Source organism: Paenibacillus albiflavus, from assembly GCF_004344915.1.
In the GTDB taxonomy this organism is placed as follows: domain Bacteria; phylum Bacillota; class Bacilli; order Paenibacillales; family NBRC-103111; genus Paenibacillus_AM; species Paenibacillus_AM albiflavus.
The window spans coordinates 199865-215258 of record NZ_SKFG01000003.1; the positions used below are offsets into that span (position 1 = coordinate 199865).

The 15394-nt window shown below is 43.3% G+C and carries 15 protein-coding genes; 2 read left to right on the forward strand and 13 right to left on the reverse strand.

Annotation, left to right across the window (positions count from 1 at the left end; all coding sequences use genetic code 11):
- The first annotated feature begins 122 nt into the window (after positions 1 to 122).
- Both E0485_RS06225 and E0485_RS06230 read left to right on the forward strand, forming a co-directional pair.
- Entirely contained in the window at positions 123 to 761 is a 639-nt protein-coding gene (locus E0485_RS06225; RefSeq protein ID WP_132417113.1) for a GNAT family N-acetyltransferase, read from the forward strand.
- 9 nt (positions 762 to 770) lie between these two features.
- Positions 771 to 1967, forward strand: coding sequence for an acetoin utilization protein AcuC (locus E0485_RS06230; protein ID WP_407944831.1), 1197 nt, complete (start codon positions 771 to 773; stop codon positions 1965 to 1967).
- A 30-nt stretch (positions 1968 to 1997) separates the two neighbouring features.
- Here E0485_RS06230 and E0485_RS06235 read toward each other — a convergent pair whose 3' ends face one another.
- The 13 genes from E0485_RS06235 to aroA form a co-directional block, all read right to left on the reverse strand.
- Positions 1998 to 3761 carry an ABC transporter ATP-binding protein gene (locus tag E0485_RS06235; RefSeq protein ID WP_132417115.1) on the reverse strand — a complete coding sequence of 588 codons (1764 nt, stop codon included), beginning with the start codon at positions 3759 to 3761 and terminating at the stop codon, positions 1998 to 2000.
- Entirely contained in the window at positions 3758 to 5512 is a 1755-nt protein-coding gene (locus E0485_RS06240; protein WP_132417116.1) for an ABC transporter ATP-binding protein, read from the reverse strand. Before E0485_RS06240 ends, E0485_RS06235 begins: the two co-directional genes overlap by 4 nt.
- 244 nt (positions 5513 to 5756) lie before the next feature.
- A complete protein-coding gene (locus tag E0485_RS06245; RefSeq protein ID WP_268957512.1) occupies positions 5757 to 6461 on the reverse strand; it encodes a 5'-methylthioadenosine/adenosylhomocysteine nucleosidase in 705 nt (234 codons plus the stop codon).
- Between the two features lie 86 nt (positions 6462 to 6547).
- Positions 6548 to 7552, reverse strand: a complete 1005-nt coding sequence (gene ccpA / locus E0485_RS06250; protein ID WP_132417117.1) for a catabolite control protein A — start codon at positions 7550 to 7552, stop codon at positions 6548 to 6550.
- A gap of 96 nt (positions 7553 to 7648) precedes the next feature.
- Complete coding sequence (locus tag E0485_RS06255; protein WP_132417118.1) at positions 7649 to 8071, reverse strand: hypothetical protein; 423 nt, start codon at positions 8069 to 8071, stop codon at positions 7649 to 7651.
- 125 nt (positions 8072 to 8196) lie between these two features.
- The gene (ptsP, locus tag E0485_RS06260; protein WP_132417119.1) at positions 8197 to 9927 is read right to left on the reverse strand and encodes a phosphoenolpyruvate--protein phosphotransferase; all 1731 of its coding nucleotides are present in this window, start codon (positions 9925 to 9927) and stop codon (positions 8197 to 8199) included.
- Between the two features lie 17 nt (positions 9928 to 9944).
- A complete protein-coding gene (locus E0485_RS06265) occupies positions 9945 to 11813 on the reverse strand; it encodes a glucose PTS transporter subunit IIA (protein WP_132417120.1) in 1869 nt (622 codons plus the stop codon).
- A 118-nt stretch (positions 11814 to 11931) separates the two neighbouring features.
- Complete coding sequence (locus E0485_RS06270; protein ID WP_132417121.1) at positions 11932 to 12255, reverse strand: spore coat protein; 324 nt, start codon at positions 12253 to 12255, stop codon at positions 11932 to 11934.
- Positions 12256 to 12276: 21 nt separating this feature from the next.
- Positions 12277 to 12501, reverse strand: coding sequence for a hypothetical protein (locus E0485_RS06275; protein ID WP_132417122.1), 225 nt, complete (start codon positions 12499 to 12501; stop codon positions 12277 to 12279).
- Between the two features lie 24 nt (positions 12502 to 12525).
- Positions 12526 to 12726, reverse strand: a complete 201-nt coding sequence (locus tag E0485_RS06280) for a hypothetical protein (protein ID WP_132417123.1) — start codon at positions 12724 to 12726, stop codon at positions 12526 to 12528.
- Between the two features lie 132 nt (positions 12727 to 12858).
- A complete protein-coding gene (locus tag E0485_RS06285; protein WP_132417160.1) occupies positions 12859 to 13281 on the reverse strand; it encodes a CoA-binding protein in 423 nt (140 codons plus the stop codon).
- Between the two features lie 2 nt (positions 13282 to 13283).
- Positions 13284 to 14099, reverse strand: coding sequence for a C39 family peptidase (locus tag E0485_RS06290; protein WP_132417124.1), 816 nt, complete (start codon positions 14097 to 14099; stop codon positions 13284 to 13286).
- Positions 14096 to 15391: a 3-phosphoshikimate 1-carboxyvinyltransferase gene (gene aroA / locus E0485_RS06295; RefSeq protein ID WP_132417125.1), complete on the reverse strand. Its 1296-nt coding sequence runs from the start codon at positions 15389 to 15391 to the stop codon at positions 14096 to 14098. Before aroA ends, E0485_RS06290 begins: the two co-directional genes overlap by 4 nt.
- Positions 15392 to 15394: the final 3 nt, after the last annotated feature.

Genomic DNA, 15394 nt, shown 5'->3' on the forward strand with positions numbered 1-15394 from the left:
ACTTTTAGAATTATGTCACAATTAGTATAGCATACCCCCCTATTTTTGCCTATTACAATTTCATTTCCAATAAAACTATGTTATAAGTGATACAAAGAGATACTGCCTGAAGGAGTTGGCTTATGGAGCACCGTAAAATCTATCATTCCTTAACGGTTCAAGCTGCAGGTGATGGTCCAGAAATCGTCGTAGAAGGCCCTGTCACACCCGAACATCTGCAGACTTTAGAAATGCACAAAGACCTGGATTCATTCCGCAGACCCAAAGATCAGCTCGAAGCATTAATTGAAATTGCAGGCTTGCCTGAAGGACGGATTATTATTTCCCGCTCCATGAATACAATTGTCGGATATGTCACCTTCCATTACCCCGATCCCATCGAACGATGGTCTGAAGGAAACATGATAGATCTAATAGAACTTGGCGCAATTGAGATGGCGGATGATTATCGAGGACTTGGGCTGGGCAAGAAAATGATTCAGCTCGCTTTTAGCGATGAGCAATTAGAGAATGTCATTACGTTTACGACTGAATATTATTGGCATTGGGACTTGGACAAAACAGGACTGGGCGTATGGGACTATCGCAAAATGATGGAGAAGCTCATGAAATCCGTTGACATGGAATGGTGTGCAACAGATGACCCTGAGATCTGTTCCCATCCAGCTAATTGCTTGATGGTCCGTGTCGGCAAGCATGTCCCGCTAACTTCTGTAGAGCAATTCGACCATATTCGATTCCAAAGACGATTCATGTATTAGAGGAAGGGGATGAGCTCGATGAGCGCTAAAAATGACTCACCTATTTTTATTTTTAATGAACATGAAGCTCGGTATCGATTCTACGACGATCATCCCTTTAATCAGAAAAGACTGCTGTTAACCGTCGAGCTCTTGCGACAGATCGATGCACTTAATACCGCTTCAATCCTGAATCCTCGATTTGCTGAGGACCACGAGCTTCTGATGGTACATAGCAAAGATTATGTGGAAGCAGTCAAGCAGCTTAGCTGCACAAGTCCAACTGATGAATCGATACGCAGTGCTGGCCGTTATGGTCTGGATACAGAGGATACGCCATATTTTGAGGGCATGCATGAAGCAGCTTCTATGATTGTAGGTGGTTCGATTCAAGCTGCTGAGCTTGTCATGTCTGGACAGCATCCCCATGCACTTCATCTAGGGGGTGGGCTACATCATGCTCTGCGTGATAAGGGAGCAGGCTTCTGCGTCTATAACGATGCTTCAGCAGCCATCTCTTATATCAAAAATAAATACCACTGTAAAGTACTCTACATTGATACAGATGTTCATCACGGGGATGGCGTTCAGTGGGAGTTCTATGCCGACAGTGAGGTCTGTACACTTTCCATTCATGAAACTGGAAAGTATCTGTTTCCTGGAACAGGCGGAATCGGTGAACGCGGTTCAGGCGATGCCTTTGGAAAAAGTGTGAATATTCCGATTGAACCGTATACGGAAGATGAATCCTGGATGGAATGCTTTGAAGATGCACTCGATGCCGTCGTTAAGCAGTTCAGGCCTGATGTCATCGTCTCACAGCATGGATGTGATGCACACGCGTTCGATCCCCTTGCACATATTCACTGTTCAATGGATATCTACCGCAAAATGCCAGCGCTCATTCATCAATATGCCCACGAATACTGTGACGGTAAATGGATCGCTCTAGGCGGAGGCGGTTATGATATATGGCGAGTTGTTCCTAGAGCTTGGAGCCTGCTCTGGCTGGAAATGAATGATCATCTTCTCGTTGCTGAACTCAGTAAGAACCCAGAACTTCCGCTGCCTGTGGACTGGCATAACAAGCATGCCAAGGATAGTGTATGGCCACTGCCAACAACATGGCTCGATCCCCTATATAAATGGGAGCCAATGCCACGCAGAACGATCATTTCTGAGAAGAATCGCGAAATGAAGAATCTAGCACTTATGTATTTAAAATAAAATGAGGCTGCTCAATTGAGCAGCCTTTACTTATTCTTCGTCGGCCTGACCGGTCCACAATAGGCGCATTTCTTCGCAAGTCTCTAATAATTCATCTAACGTTCCCTCTGCCTCTACTGTGCCATCTTTAAGTACTATAATATGATCTGCATGACGAAGCGCAGCTTTACGATGAGAAACGACGAGATAAGTCGCACGCTTATTATCAAATAATCGATCCCATAGCTGCTGCTCTGTCGAAACATCTAACGCGCTTGATAAATCGTCAAATACGAGCAATTCGGCATCACGAACGAACATACGGGCTGCAGCTGTGCGCTGCATTTGACCACCAGATAGCTTAACGCCCCTTGGACCTATCATCGTGTTCAGACCTTTATCCAGCGCATCCAAATCCTGCTCCATAACAGCCATGTGGATAGATTCAGCTAATGGCGCGTCCTGTGGAGGCATGCCAAGCAGAATGTTCTCTTTTAATGTATCGCTATATAGTCTTGGCACCTGCGGTGTATACGCGCTTCGGGGTGAAGTAAAGAAGTTGCTAGGATCACTAACTTCCATGCCATTCCACCGAATGGTACCGCGATCTTTAGGCAATAAACCTAGTAGACTGCGGACAAGTGTTGTTTTACCTGAGCCAATTCGACCTGTAATCACGGTAAATGAATGTCTTGGAATATGGAGATTAACGCCTTCAATTCCTCGCGTAGTACCTGAATGATAGTAAGACAGGTCTTTCACTTCCAAAAGCGATAAATGGTCTTCTGCTTGCTTCACAACTGGTTTAAGCGCTGGTGGCTCCGAGTTTAAATACAAGTCTTGAGGTTCTACTAGTTTCTGCATAGATGATCCTTGCAGCATCACCCCTAAACGGTCTTTGGAGACACCGCTTTGTTTATACATAGTTAAGAACCGTCCAAATCGTTGAATGAAGTCAGTTACCAACGTTAAGTAATAGATAAAAATTGAGAAATCACCAATAGAGAAGCTCCCATCGCGAATCTCTTTCGCAGCTAATAAAAGCACAAGTCCAATTCCGATATTCGACATATTCGCAAATATTGAACTTAATAACTGTGTGAATAGTTTGTCTTTCAATACGGATTGCCTTCTCTTGTCATTCACTTGTTGAAATCGCTCAATAACCCGATCTTCAGCCCCAGCAACCTGTATTGCCTGCACAGAACTGAACATTTCACTGATCGCCTCTGTCACTTTGGCAGTTGACTCACGGCTTCTAACCCGATATTTATGTAATAGCGTCGTGGAGAACTGGGCAATCATGACGATCACCACTAAAGGTAAGAAGATCATAAGTGTCAGTTCCACGTTAATTTGCAGCAAAATGACTAAGGCGCCAATGGAGAAGAACAGCATTCCTAGTGCATCTGCAATCCAGCTTGAAGCTTCTTCTATTTGGCTCACATCGTCCCGAAATTGACTAATCGCCTCTCCCGGCGAACAAGGAATTGCTCTTGCGCCCGGTTGCTTTAAGATATGCTGCAGCAAATTTCTGCGGAGTAAGGCGCCGATTCGAAATCTAAAGTGCACATCCGTGATGAATCCTGTAAAAATGGCAAGCGCTCGCGCAATGGCAACAGCAAGCAGCAGTACAATCAATGTCCAAATGCTGAACTGATATGGCGACGTTCCCGCAATCGTATCGAAGAACTCTTTGGTCACAAGGCCAGGAAGTAAAGGAATCATATAAATAATGCCCCAAGCGATGACGTTCAAGATCAAGAATACAGGCCGATATAATATGATTTTGCGCATAAACATGAGTGTACTCATACCGCAACCTCCTCCATTCCGACTCTACGCATTTGTGTAAATCGAGACTGTGGATCCGCAATTAATTGCGTCCTCTCACCCTGCTCCACAATATGTCCATCTTCCAGAATTAGCAGTTGATCCACACGCTCTATCGTCGCTAAACGGTGGGCAATGATGATGCAAGTTCGACCTGAAAGCAGTTTGTCGATTGCACTCTCAATCTTGTGTTCCGTAGCCGGATCAAGTCTGGAGGAAGCCTCATCCAGAATCACAATGCCTGGATTAGTCAAGAAGACCCGAGCGAATGCGAGCAATTGCGCTTCTCCTGCTGATAAGCCATTGCCATTGCTTTCAAGCATCGTATCGAGACCATTCGGCTGACCAGATAACCAATCGCCAAGCTCAATGTCGTCCAAAATCGCAATGATCTGCTCATCCATGATCGAATCATCATAGAATGTCAGATTATCTCGGATTGTACCTTGAAACAATTCAATTTGTTGGGTAACAAATCCGACTCGTTTGCGTAAATCTTGCAGCTTTAGCTGACGAATATCTTGATGATCAATAAAAATCGTACCTGAGCGTGTATCATAAAATCTGAGCAATAATCGAGATAAAGTAGATTTGCCGCTTCCCGTTCGGCCGAGAATTCCTAGTGACTTACCAGCCTTGAGCTCAAAATGAATATCTTGTAAAGTCGTTAGATGATCTTCATAACCGAAGTCAACATGATCGAATCGAATTGACAGGGGTCCTTCCTGACGAAGACTCTCCGTTCCATCTTGAATCTGAGATTCAATCTCCAGCAGTTCCTTGACTCTCCCTATGCTCGCCTCTGCTCGCTGCAAATCTTGCAGCTGCATCCGAATGTTCTCAATCGGACTTGCAAGCAGCTCCGTATAATACACAATAATAAATACCGTTCCAATCGATATACTGCCTTTGCCCCACATAAAACTGCTGAACGCAAAAGCAGCTCCCATCCCAATCGCAAATACAACGACAGAGGTTGCCCATACAGAGGCAAATCCGAGAAAGGACCGGAGCTGGGCAGGCAACCAGCGTCTATTAATCGAATAGAAGCGGTTCATCACGAACTGGCTTGCTCCATTTGCACGCGTATCCTCCGTACCTTCCAGATGCTCTCCTATAAAACCATAGAACTCTGCTGATATCGCACGCGTCTTCGCGATGTAAGGTATTGCGAATTTTCGAACAAATTGGATAACCCATAAAGCAAATACGACGAAAAGGATCATCGTCAAACCGACTTGCCAGCCCTCAATCGCTAACATCGTGATAATACCAATAATTAGAAAAATATTGCTAAGCAGTACGACGACAAAGCTCGAAAAAAAGTTAGAAAGCGCATTAATATCACCATCAACACGTTCGATCAACGTACCGGAAGAATAATTACGATGAAACGTCATATCAAGCTTCAAGCAATGGGAAGCTAATTTACTGCGCAATTGATTCGTTGCAATCCAGCCTACATTCTCCCCAATATAAGTCGCAGCTACGACAATTGCCTGATGCGACACGGATACCCCGATAAATAGCGCTGCCGCGTACCAGAGGTTCATAAGATCAGATTGTGTTGTTGCAGCATCAATAAAATAACGAATGATTTGTGGATTTACTAACTGGGCACCTATTGAAGTCAGCAATAGTAGCAAAAGTATACTAAGCTTCACCCATTGCGGACGCAAATACTGGTTTAACATCTCCAAATACTGCGCCAAAGGGAAACGAAACTTGGTCATATAGAACCTCCTCCTTTGTATGAATATTCCGATTTGTCTGCTTACTAGGTCAAGAAGAAACGGTTTCGCCGTCCTAAAAGGCGGGTGCGTTTCTTAAGGTATTACTTAAAATCTATGACACGAATGTTATAAATTCTATAATACCAAAAAAACGAAGTAAGCCCGTAAGGGGCTACTTCGCTAAGATGACTGAATGTAAGGTTATTCTAAGATATAATATTATCGGTTCCAATTGCAAGCATTTTTAAATAGCTTGAACCATGTCTTCGACGATTGAGTACGAGTTTTGTGCCGCAAGCTTAGTGAATTCTGCATAGGATACATCCGCAGATCCATCCGCTTTGTCTGACATGGAACGAATCACTACATATGGAATTTGATGCATAGCGCACACTTGTGCGACAGCGGAACCTTCCATTTCAACACATGCTCCTTCAAGATCCTGTCTTAGCATGCGAACGACATCTGGACTTGCAATGAACTGATCGCCTGACAGTACACGGCCTAGAACGGCTCTACCTGAAAAAAGCTTATCACAGGAAGCTTTGGCTAATTTAACAAGATCAGCATCTGCTGCAAAAATGGAATTTTCTTGATAAGGAATAATTCCGCGCTTAAATCCAAGCGGAGTTACATCCATATCATGCTGCATGCATTCGGTTGATACGACAATATCGCCAATTTCAAGTGCTGGATCAAGTGCACCAGCTACACCTGTGAATAGAACAGCATCTACGCCAAAAGTTTCGATTAATTGTTGTGTACATACAGCTGCGTTCACTTTACCTACACCTGTCATACAAACAACTACCTGTTTATTACGAAACGTTCCTTCACGGTATAAGATACCTGCTTTAGTCGATTCTGTCACATGATCCATCTGACTGATGATCATTTCAACTTCTTCTTTCATAGCTCCAATTAATGCTAGTTTATTAATCTGCTTCACTTGCTGCTTCCTCCTCAGTTACACCTATCGAAACGCAATCCAGCTTGTTCTTCCAAACGAGGCGATTATAAAATAAAAAAAGCGGCTCAAACTTGAGCCACTGAATTACGTTTAATGACATCATGTGGTAGTAAGATTTGTGTCTGGTCAATTTGTTCTTTATTCATAAGTTTCGTTAACAATCTCATAGATACAGCCCCAATATCATACATTGGCTGAGCAACAGTTGTCAATTGAGGTCTGACCATCGATGCCATTCTAATGTTATCAATCGAAATGACAGATATATCTTCTGGCACTCGCAAGCCGTGATCCTGTATCGTATGAATAGCTCCAATCGCCATTTCATCCGTTGCTGCGAATACTGCTGTAGGACGCTCAGGCTGCTCCAAGAAATAGCCCATAGCCTCCATGCCGGATTCATATCGATAGTTACCGATGCGAACATCTTGCTCATCAAGGGTTAAACCTGCATCTTCCAGCGCTCGTTTATAACCTTGATATCTTGCATATCCGGTAGCCGGATCTTTAAGAGTTACGGATATCATTGCAATCTTCTTATGACCTTGGTCGATTAGCAGCTTAACAGCATCATAAGCAGCCTGTTCATGGTCGATTGTAACGGAAGGAATTAGCTTACCTTCATCCGTCGTACCACATAATACGACAGGAACAGATGATGTGCGGAATGCATCCAAATGCTCATCCGTAATTACACCACCCATGAATAATAGCCCATCCACTTGCTTCTCAAGCAGTGTATTGATGACTCGAATTTCTTTATCTTTCTTCTTATCTGCATTACTTAAAATGATATTGTAATGATACATATTCGCAATATCTTCAATACCACGTGCTACTTCCGCTACAATGGAATCGGAAATGTCAGGAATAACAACACCAACAGTAGTGGTTTTCTTGGAAGCAAGACCTCTTGCTACAGCATTAGGACGGTATCCTAAACGCTCGATCGCTTCAAAAACTTTCTTACGTGTCTGTGGCTTGACATTCGGATTATTATTAACAACCCTTGATACGGTTGCCATTGAAACACCAGCTTCACGTGCTACATCATATATAGTTACAGTCATGGCTTTCTCTCCATCTTTTCATATTAATTATTATCGTTAATCGTTACATACACTATTTGGTTTATGATACGACAAATGACAACATTTCGCAATTATTTAGGAAACCGCGGTGTCATATTGCGACTTTAACGTATTTAATTGGAGCAAACGTTTATAAATATCGTCTGTCCAAATTTGATCGGATAAGGATTTAGCTAAAATATATGTATCAAGCAATTCATTGATTCTTTCTTCAATTAGCTCTGGAATGGAGCGATCAGGGTCCGCTGATTCTAACATCTGTTTATAAAAATAAGAGACTTCCGAGAATTCTTCCATATGTACAATAATTTTCTCTTCTGTTTGTTCATGCTTCTCAATCAATTTCTTCAAGTCTAATTTAACAGCAGAATGTATTTCGTTACTGCCGCATTCGTTGCAAGCATATATGGGTACGCCTTCAATGGTTACGAGATTGTGATAGATCACGGTGCTAAGCTGAACCATAACTGTATTACCGCAGCTGCATAACTTCTCCATCGTTAGCCTTCACCTCAATTCCCAGAAAGCATTTACTCTTAATAGCAGGTCCACGTATTAAATTCGACTTGAAATTGCAATCTCCTGCCTTGCTTTTCAGAACACAAAATAAAAAACTGTCAGCATTATACTGACAGTCTATCTCTTCTTGTTTCTTGCAAAATCGCCTTGATTTCCTCACTCGTTGTACACTCCATTATTTTAGCTAACAGCTGCTTGCAAGCTTCCATGTCACTGACTAAGAGCTGCTGCTTGACATGCAGGATCGATTGGACGGATACGCTAAGCTGTGTGATGCCAAGTCCGAGCCATATTGGAAGTGCATTCGGATCTCCCGCTAGCTCTCCGCATACCGATACGGATATGCCTGCACGCTGTGCTGAATCGACAATATGCTTCAATAAACGCATGACAGCCGGATGATACGGCTCATATAAATGCGCAACTTTCTCATTCATTCTGTCCACGGCTAGAATATATTGAACCAAATCATTCGTACCGATCGAGAAGAAGTCCACTTCTTTGGCAAGTAGATCGGCAATTAAAGCGGCGGAAGGCACCTCTATCATAATCCCAACCTCAATATGATGAAGATACGGAATTCCTGCTGCCTCAAGCTCAGCTTTAGCCTCTTCTAATAATTCATTCGCTCTTCGCAATTCCAGTACGGATGAAATCATTGGATACATCAGCTTCACTTTGCCAAAAATGCCCGCTCGTAGAATAGCTCTAAGCTGTGTTCGGAATAAATCCTTCATATCCAGCGATATGCGAATGGCTCGATAGCCGAGAGCAGGATTCTCCTCATCATCCAGTTGGTAATAATCCAGCTGCTTATCTCCACCAATATCTAAAGTACGGATAACGAGCGAATTTCCACCAACTTGTTCAGCAGCTTGCTTATAAACTTGGAATTGTTCTTCTTCGCTAGGCAATGTTTCACGATCCATGAACAGCACTTCAGTTCGAAATAATCCGACACCAGAAGCACCATACTTGATCGCATCCTTCGTTTCAAATACCGTGTTGATATTTGCTGCCAGCTGAACCTCATGTCCATCCTTCGTTACGGATGGCAAGTGAGCCAAGGTTTGCAAGTGCTCACGCAGCTTCAGCAGATTCTGTTTCTTCTCCTGATACTTACGGATGGTTTCTTCATCCGGATTCACATACACACTGCCTTCCTCACCATCGATGATGAGAAAATCACCTGTATGAATTGGCCTGATCAATTTGCCTTCCAGACCTAGAACATAGGGAATCGAGAGTGCCCTTGACATGATGGAAACATGTGAATTCATACCGCCGAGCATCGTGACAATGCCAAGTACCTGATTCGGATCTAAGCGTCCCATCTGTGAAGGAGTCAGTTCCTTCGTAACTAGAATATGAAGCTCGTCAGTTAAGGGCTCTGCTGGCTCTACATCACCAAGCAAATGCTTGAGCAAGCGATTCCCAACATCCTTAATATCAACTGCACGCTCTTTCATATATTCGTCATCAATCAAGTCGAACATTTGGACGAATTTATCAATAACTTCTTTTACAGCTACTTCTGCAGCTTTATATTGACGCTGTATAACTGCTTCTACTTCACTCATAAACACAGGGTCTTCAAGAATTGCAAGGTGCGCATCAAAAATATGTGAAGACTCTTTGCCTACAACTTCAACGATATCGTTCTTAATATGCTCCAGCTCATCCTTGGAAGAACGTATCCCGTTGTATAGACGTTCAAATTCCTTGGCTAAATCTGTTACATTGATCATCTCTTCTGGAAAATCCCACTCCCATGTAGGTATCACGAATGCTTTACCCATGGCAATGCCTGATGAGGCTCCTATCCCTTTGATCATCAGTTATTCCCCCTGATTTATTCTCTATTTTGAAGCACGACTGACATGACCGATTTCTGTCCTTTTTTGACGGCCTTGTACGGTGCAAAACTCCACGACTTCACTATTTTGGAATTTGTTATAACCATTGGCGTTGCAATCGAGGTGCAATGCTTCTTAATTTGGTCCAGTTGAAATTTAATGAGAAGCTGACCCGTTTCCACAGCATCACCAGCATTCACCTGCGCTTCGAACCAATCCCCAGGCAGATCAGACGTATTAATTCCGATATGCAGCAGTACTTCTACCCCTTCTGGTGTTTCGATGCCAAGGGCATGATGTGATGGATAAACATGAATGATCTTCCCATCCACAGGTGACAGCAGCTCACCACGCTCTGGCATAAATGCAACACCCCCGCCAACCATTCCGCCAGCAAATATTCGATCAGGCACATCGGTTAGCGGTATCATTCGACCCTGTACTGGCGAATGAAAGGATACTAATCGCATATCCTTGCGCAGCACCTTCGAGATCTCTTCCTTAATTAATTCAGAGTATGTACCGAATACAACCTGGACATTACCGCCGCCAAGCCGAATGACGCCAACGGCGCCTAAATTACGAAGCGCATTCACATCAAGCAATCTAATATTAGTAAGTGTTAAACGGAGTCTAGTTATACATGCATCAATTTTGCTGATATTTTCTTTGCCACCTAGCGCCTGCACGATCAGCGGTGCTCGAGAAGGAATATCATCCGCCCACTCTTCCAGCGATGAACCTTCTTCGCGTCCTGGGGTCGGAATACGAAATTTGCGAATCGACCAGCGAAATAAATTGTAATAAATGGCACCATATATAAGTCCGATCGGTATAAGAAGCAAAGCATTTTTGGATAAATGGAAGTTGAGTAAGTAATCGATCGCTCCTGCCGAATAGGAGTAGCCATGATGGATATCGAGCGCAGTCGCAATCCACATCGATAAGCCAGACAATATAGCATGAACAACGAATAAATAAGGCGCTACGAACAAGAAGGCAAATTCAATCGGCTCTGTAACCCCAGTAAGAAAGGAAGCCAGTGCTGCAGTCAAGAACGTCGCCTTGATCTTCGCTTTTAGGTCCTCTCTAGACTCTCCAATGATTGCAAAAGCAATCGCGGGCAATGCAAACAGCATGATAGGATACAATCCTGCCATGTACATACCTGCAGTCGGATCTCCCTCAAAAAATCGGGTCAAATCCCCTTGTACGATCAATCCTGACGGTGATTTGTAAGAACCAACCTGAAACATGAAGACATTGTTCAATATGTGGTGAAGGCCAGTTGGCACGAGCAAACGAGACATAACCCCATAAAGAAATGCGCCAAATCCACCCATTCCCAGCAGTACTTCTCCAAGATGAAGCAGCCATTTAAGCACATAGTTCCCGACAAGTCCTGTTGCATAGGAGAACGCTATCGCTGCAATCCCCGTTACAATCGGCACACTTCGAGGGCCGCCAAAAAATTGAATGTACTCTGGAAATTTGATTCCTTTGAATCGATTATGAATAAATGCTGTAATGATCCCCATAATAATTCCGCCAACTACGCCAAGCTGGAATCCTGGACCAAGCATCTGCTCTGTTAATTCCGTGTATAGAAAATAGCCAAGTAAAGCTGACATGCCTGCAATTGCAGCAGCTTCAGTTAAACCTAGAGCAACCCCTACCGCAAATATATAAGGTAAGTAGGTAAAAATCGTTTGTCCTCCAAGTGTGAACACATGTCCAACTGAATCTGCATGAATCAGATCCCATGGCCAAGTTCCCAGAAACAGCAAAACGGCCGCAAGAGGCAATGCAATTGTGGGCAACATTAAGGCACGGCCTAGCTGTTGCAAAAATCCCATCCAATTCAAACGACTATAACCCCCTCTCTAAACCACATCGTAAAGCTTGTGTATAGGTTTTGTCAAAAGAAAATATAAAAGGTCCTGATTCAATGGAATCAAGACCTGTGCCACATTCTTTATTCGATTAATTAGGAAACTGCGTCTTATAGTTATTAAATTGTTGATGTGCTTGCTGGATTTCCGTCTGTTCAGCAGCCTTCATTTTGTACCAGCCCTTCTGGAACATAAGATCGAATAGGGCGGCCTGTGATTTATGCACATCGATCAAAATATCTTGAATCGATTGATGAAGCCTTGGCATCTGCATTTCACTTAGTCCTGTATTAAAACCGCTCGTTAAATATTTTTCATAAGAAAGAATATCATTGATCAGGTCACGATCATTGAATTCAGGTCCTTTTACTTGTGGCAATTGACCTGTTTGGGGCATTGCGATTTCTGTCGGCATCGATTATTTCCTCCTCTATTCTTATTGTAAAAACGATAGAATCGTTTGGTATTGCTGCTGATGCTTATGGCCGGTATCACGAATTAATTTCGCGATTTCAGTATCTTGACAGCGTATAGCGGCATCATTGCATTTCTTGATCGCAAGCAGCTCCCATGACAAAAAATCTTTTGCATAGCTAAGCTCTTTGTCTGTTAGTTGATTACGGTTTGGTGTTGTTGTCGTGTTGCTTTGATTTGCATTCATATCCTATTCATCCCTTTCCTCTAATTAGTAAGAAAATTTATTCGACTTATCTGGACCTTCTGTAGGATTGCTATCACTTATTTCGTTGGACGGATTAAATGTATTGCTCAAAATCGGCAATGCTCCAATCCCTACCATACCTGATCCATAAAGGGATGCTGTTGGTATTAAACTTGCAGCCAGACTAGGTGCTGTATGCTGTTCTTTCTCCTCATTTAATGACATTCCTCGTATTCCCTCCTTATCAGCTCTTCTTGTAGTTTGGATTAAGAACTTACAAAATATGTGTAAGGAGATTTCCTAACAAGAAAAAGACGATACACAAGCGTACTGTGCATCGTCTTTTGAATTGCTTACTTATTTGCGCGGTTGCAACACCGCATCTTCTACTTTAATGCAACGGTCCATAATGACCGTCACTCCACCTTCTGACGCAATTTGCGCGGCTTGCTCATTTACAATTCCTAGCTGCAGCCAGAATACTTTGGCTTTAATTTGCACGGCTTGTTCAGCACAAGGGATGACCTCTTCTGCTCGTCTAAATACGTTAACGATATCAACAGGTTCAGGAATATCCAATAAGGATTTGTAGCAGGTTTCACCAAGAATTTGTTTTTTGCCTGGATTTACAGGAATAATCCGATATCCTCTTTCTTGCATTGCTTTGGCAACCATATGAGATGTACGCTCCGGATTATCGGATAACCCCACAACGGCAATATTACCTGCTGAAGCCAATATTTCCTTAATCTCTTCACGTGACGGATTCTCGAAACTCATCATTAGCCCTCCTTGGTATAAGAAAGTCCTTGCTTGCCGAGTGCAACCCATGTTGCGATAAATTCATTCTTGTTCAATTTCTTCCCTGCTTGGCCTGTTGCTGGATCGTTCACATACACGTTCTCTTCATCATATCCAACTAAAAGAACAGCATGCTCTTTATAGGTTGTTTTAAATGGACCTAAAGGTGAATCCCATACGACCCAATTTTGCGGTACTTTAAAATCAATGGTTGTCCAAACTAGCACTGGAACTCCCTGCGCAAGCTGTGCCTCATATTTGTCAAAGGATTCACGCGTTAAATCAATCGCAGTTGGGATGTAGCTTTCTAGCATCGGGAATAAGCCTTCATGAAAGATGGCAAACCCTTTGCCGCGCACGGTCGCATCACCAACATAACCAACGTTCGGATTACCCCAATAGATAATATTCCCCTTACTATCCCTTTTCATCGGTGTTGGGTCTTTGGGCATTTCTTTATTTAACTCTAGCTTCGTTTTGTCAAAACCCGCATATTGCAGCAACATCGTAAATGACGTAATTTCGCATCCAGCTGGTAGTTCTGGATATTGATTAATGATCGGTGCTTTAAGCAACACAGATGCTGGCTTCTCAACAGGCACAGGTGTTGGCGTCGGGACAGGTTTAGGTGTAGCATCTGCTGTGATTACTTGATTGCTCTCCTCAGAAACGGTTCTTCCCCAAGTCTCCTTCATTTTACCGAATAACAAGTAAGCGAGTACTGTACTTGTTACCACTAGAGCCACAATAAGTATAAAAGCAAAGCTAACCTTCAGTCCCTTCAACAAAACACTCATTCTTCAATCAGCTCAATCTTAGCGCCAAGAGCTTTCAAATGATCAAAATATTGCGGATAAGACTTCGCAACATGATGCGCATCTTTAATGGTTAAACCTTGTGCGGACCGCAGCCCGACTACAGTTAGCGCCATGATGACCCGATGATCATAATGCGCATTAATCTCCACGCCACCCTCTACGCCTTCAGGACGTCCATGAACGATAATCTCGCTCTGACGCTCTTCCACATGAGCACCTGCTTTACGAAGCTCATTCAAATAATCTGTGATGCGATCACATTCTTTGTATCGCAAATTTTCTACATTATAGAATCTTGACGTACCTTTGGCGAATACGGCAGCAGCAACCATTGCCAGCACAGCATCTGTGAATTCATCGCCATCGAATTCGCCAGCAACGAGTCCCTTGCCTCCGCGAACGTGAACTATACCATCTTGATGTGTCAGATCAACACCCATCGCTTGAAGCACATCAACGCAGGCACGCTCACCTTGTTTGGATTTTTCCATTAAATGTGTAACACGAACGTCTGAATTCGTCACTGCTGCTGCTGCTAGAATTGCTGCAGATCCTGGGTAATCGCCTTGTACAGTATATGATTTAGCCTGATATTGTTGACCGCCAGGCACATGATAGTGCATAAGATCTTCTGATGCATGGATGATAATACCCGCTTCTTCAAGCACCTCTAGCGTTTGACCAATAACGACCTTGGATTTCAAATCATGAAGAACACGAATCTCACTATCTTCAGGCAGCAAAGGTGTTAAGAATAATAATGAGCTTAAAAATTGAGAAGATACTTGTCCAGACACTTCGATTAAGCCGCCATGCGCTTTGCTGCCACGGATTATAATCGGCAATCTTCCGTTCTGATGCTCGACAGATACGCCCATCTGCTCGAGTGCATCAATCAGATCCTGATGTGGGCGCTTGCCCAAAGAGTCAGGATATGTATTAACGAAGGTCACTTCAGGTAGCAATGCCGCTGTTCCCATAAGAAATCGAAGCACTGCACCTGCATTGCCTACGTTAAGCTCCTTAATAGCCTTAGGATGACGTCCAAATCCACGAATGGTCATCTTCTCTGCATCCTCATGCAGCTCTGCCCCTAGATCGATCAGACAGCGTCTCATTGCATCGCTATCTTCACTATGTGCGGGATAATGAATCGTGCTTACGCCATCAGCAAGCGCACTGACTAATAAATAGCGCGTTGTATAGTTTTTGGAGGATAACGCATGAATCTCCCCTTGTAATCTATCTGTGTTCGAAACAATAGCTTTCATCTC

Bases quoted from the DNA above. Each gene is read 5' to 3' on its own strand.
- E0485_RS06255 (WP_132417118.1), bottom strand. From the start codon at position 8,071: ATGGAGAAGTTATGCAGCTGCGGTAATACAGTTATGGTTCAGCTTAGC.
- E0485_RS06285 (WP_132417160.1), bottom strand. From the start codon at position 13,281: ATGAGTTTCGAGAATCCGTCACGTGAAGAGATTAAGGAAATATTGGCT.
- E0485_RS06290 (WP_132417124.1), bottom strand. From the start codon at position 14,099: ATGAGTGTTTTGTTGAAGGGACTGAAGGTTAGCTTTGCTTTTATACTT.
- E0485_RS06225 (WP_132417113.1), top strand. From the start codon at position 123: ATGGAGCACCGTAAAATCTATCATTCCTTAACGGTTCAAGCTGCAGGT.
- aroA (WP_132417125.1), bottom strand. From the start codon at position 15,391: ATGAAAGCTATTGTTTCGAACACAGATAGATTACAAGGGGAGATTCAT.
- E0485_RS06280 (WP_132417123.1), bottom strand. From the start codon at position 12,726: ATGTCATTAAATGAGGAGAAAGAACAGCATACAGCACCTAGTCTGGCT.
- E0485_RS06275 (WP_132417122.1), bottom strand. From the start codon at position 12,501: ATGAATGCAAATCAAAGCAACACGACAACAACACCAAACCGTAATCAA.
- E0485_RS06240 (WP_132417116.1), bottom strand. From the start codon at position 5,512: ATGACCAAGTTTCGTTTCCCTTTGGCGCAGTATTTGGAGATGTTAAAC.
- E0485_RS06270 (WP_132417121.1), bottom strand. From the start codon at position 12,255: ATGCCGACAGAAATCGCAATGCCCCAAACAGGTCAATTGCCACAAGTA.
- E0485_RS06230 (WP_407944831.1), top strand. From the start codon at position 771: ATGAGCTCGATGAGCGCTAAAAATGACTCACCTATTTTTATTTTTAAT.
- E0485_RS06235 (WP_132417115.1), bottom strand. From the start codon at position 3,761: ATGAGTACACTCATGTTTATGCGCAAAATCATATTATATCGGCCTGTA.
- ccpA (WP_132417117.1), bottom strand. From the start codon at position 7,552: ATGACTGTAACTATATATGATGTAGCACGTGAAGCTGGTGTTTCAATG.
- ptsP (WP_132417119.1), bottom strand. From the start codon at position 9,927: ATGATCAAAGGGATAGGAGCCTCATCAGGCATTGCCATGGGTAAAGCA.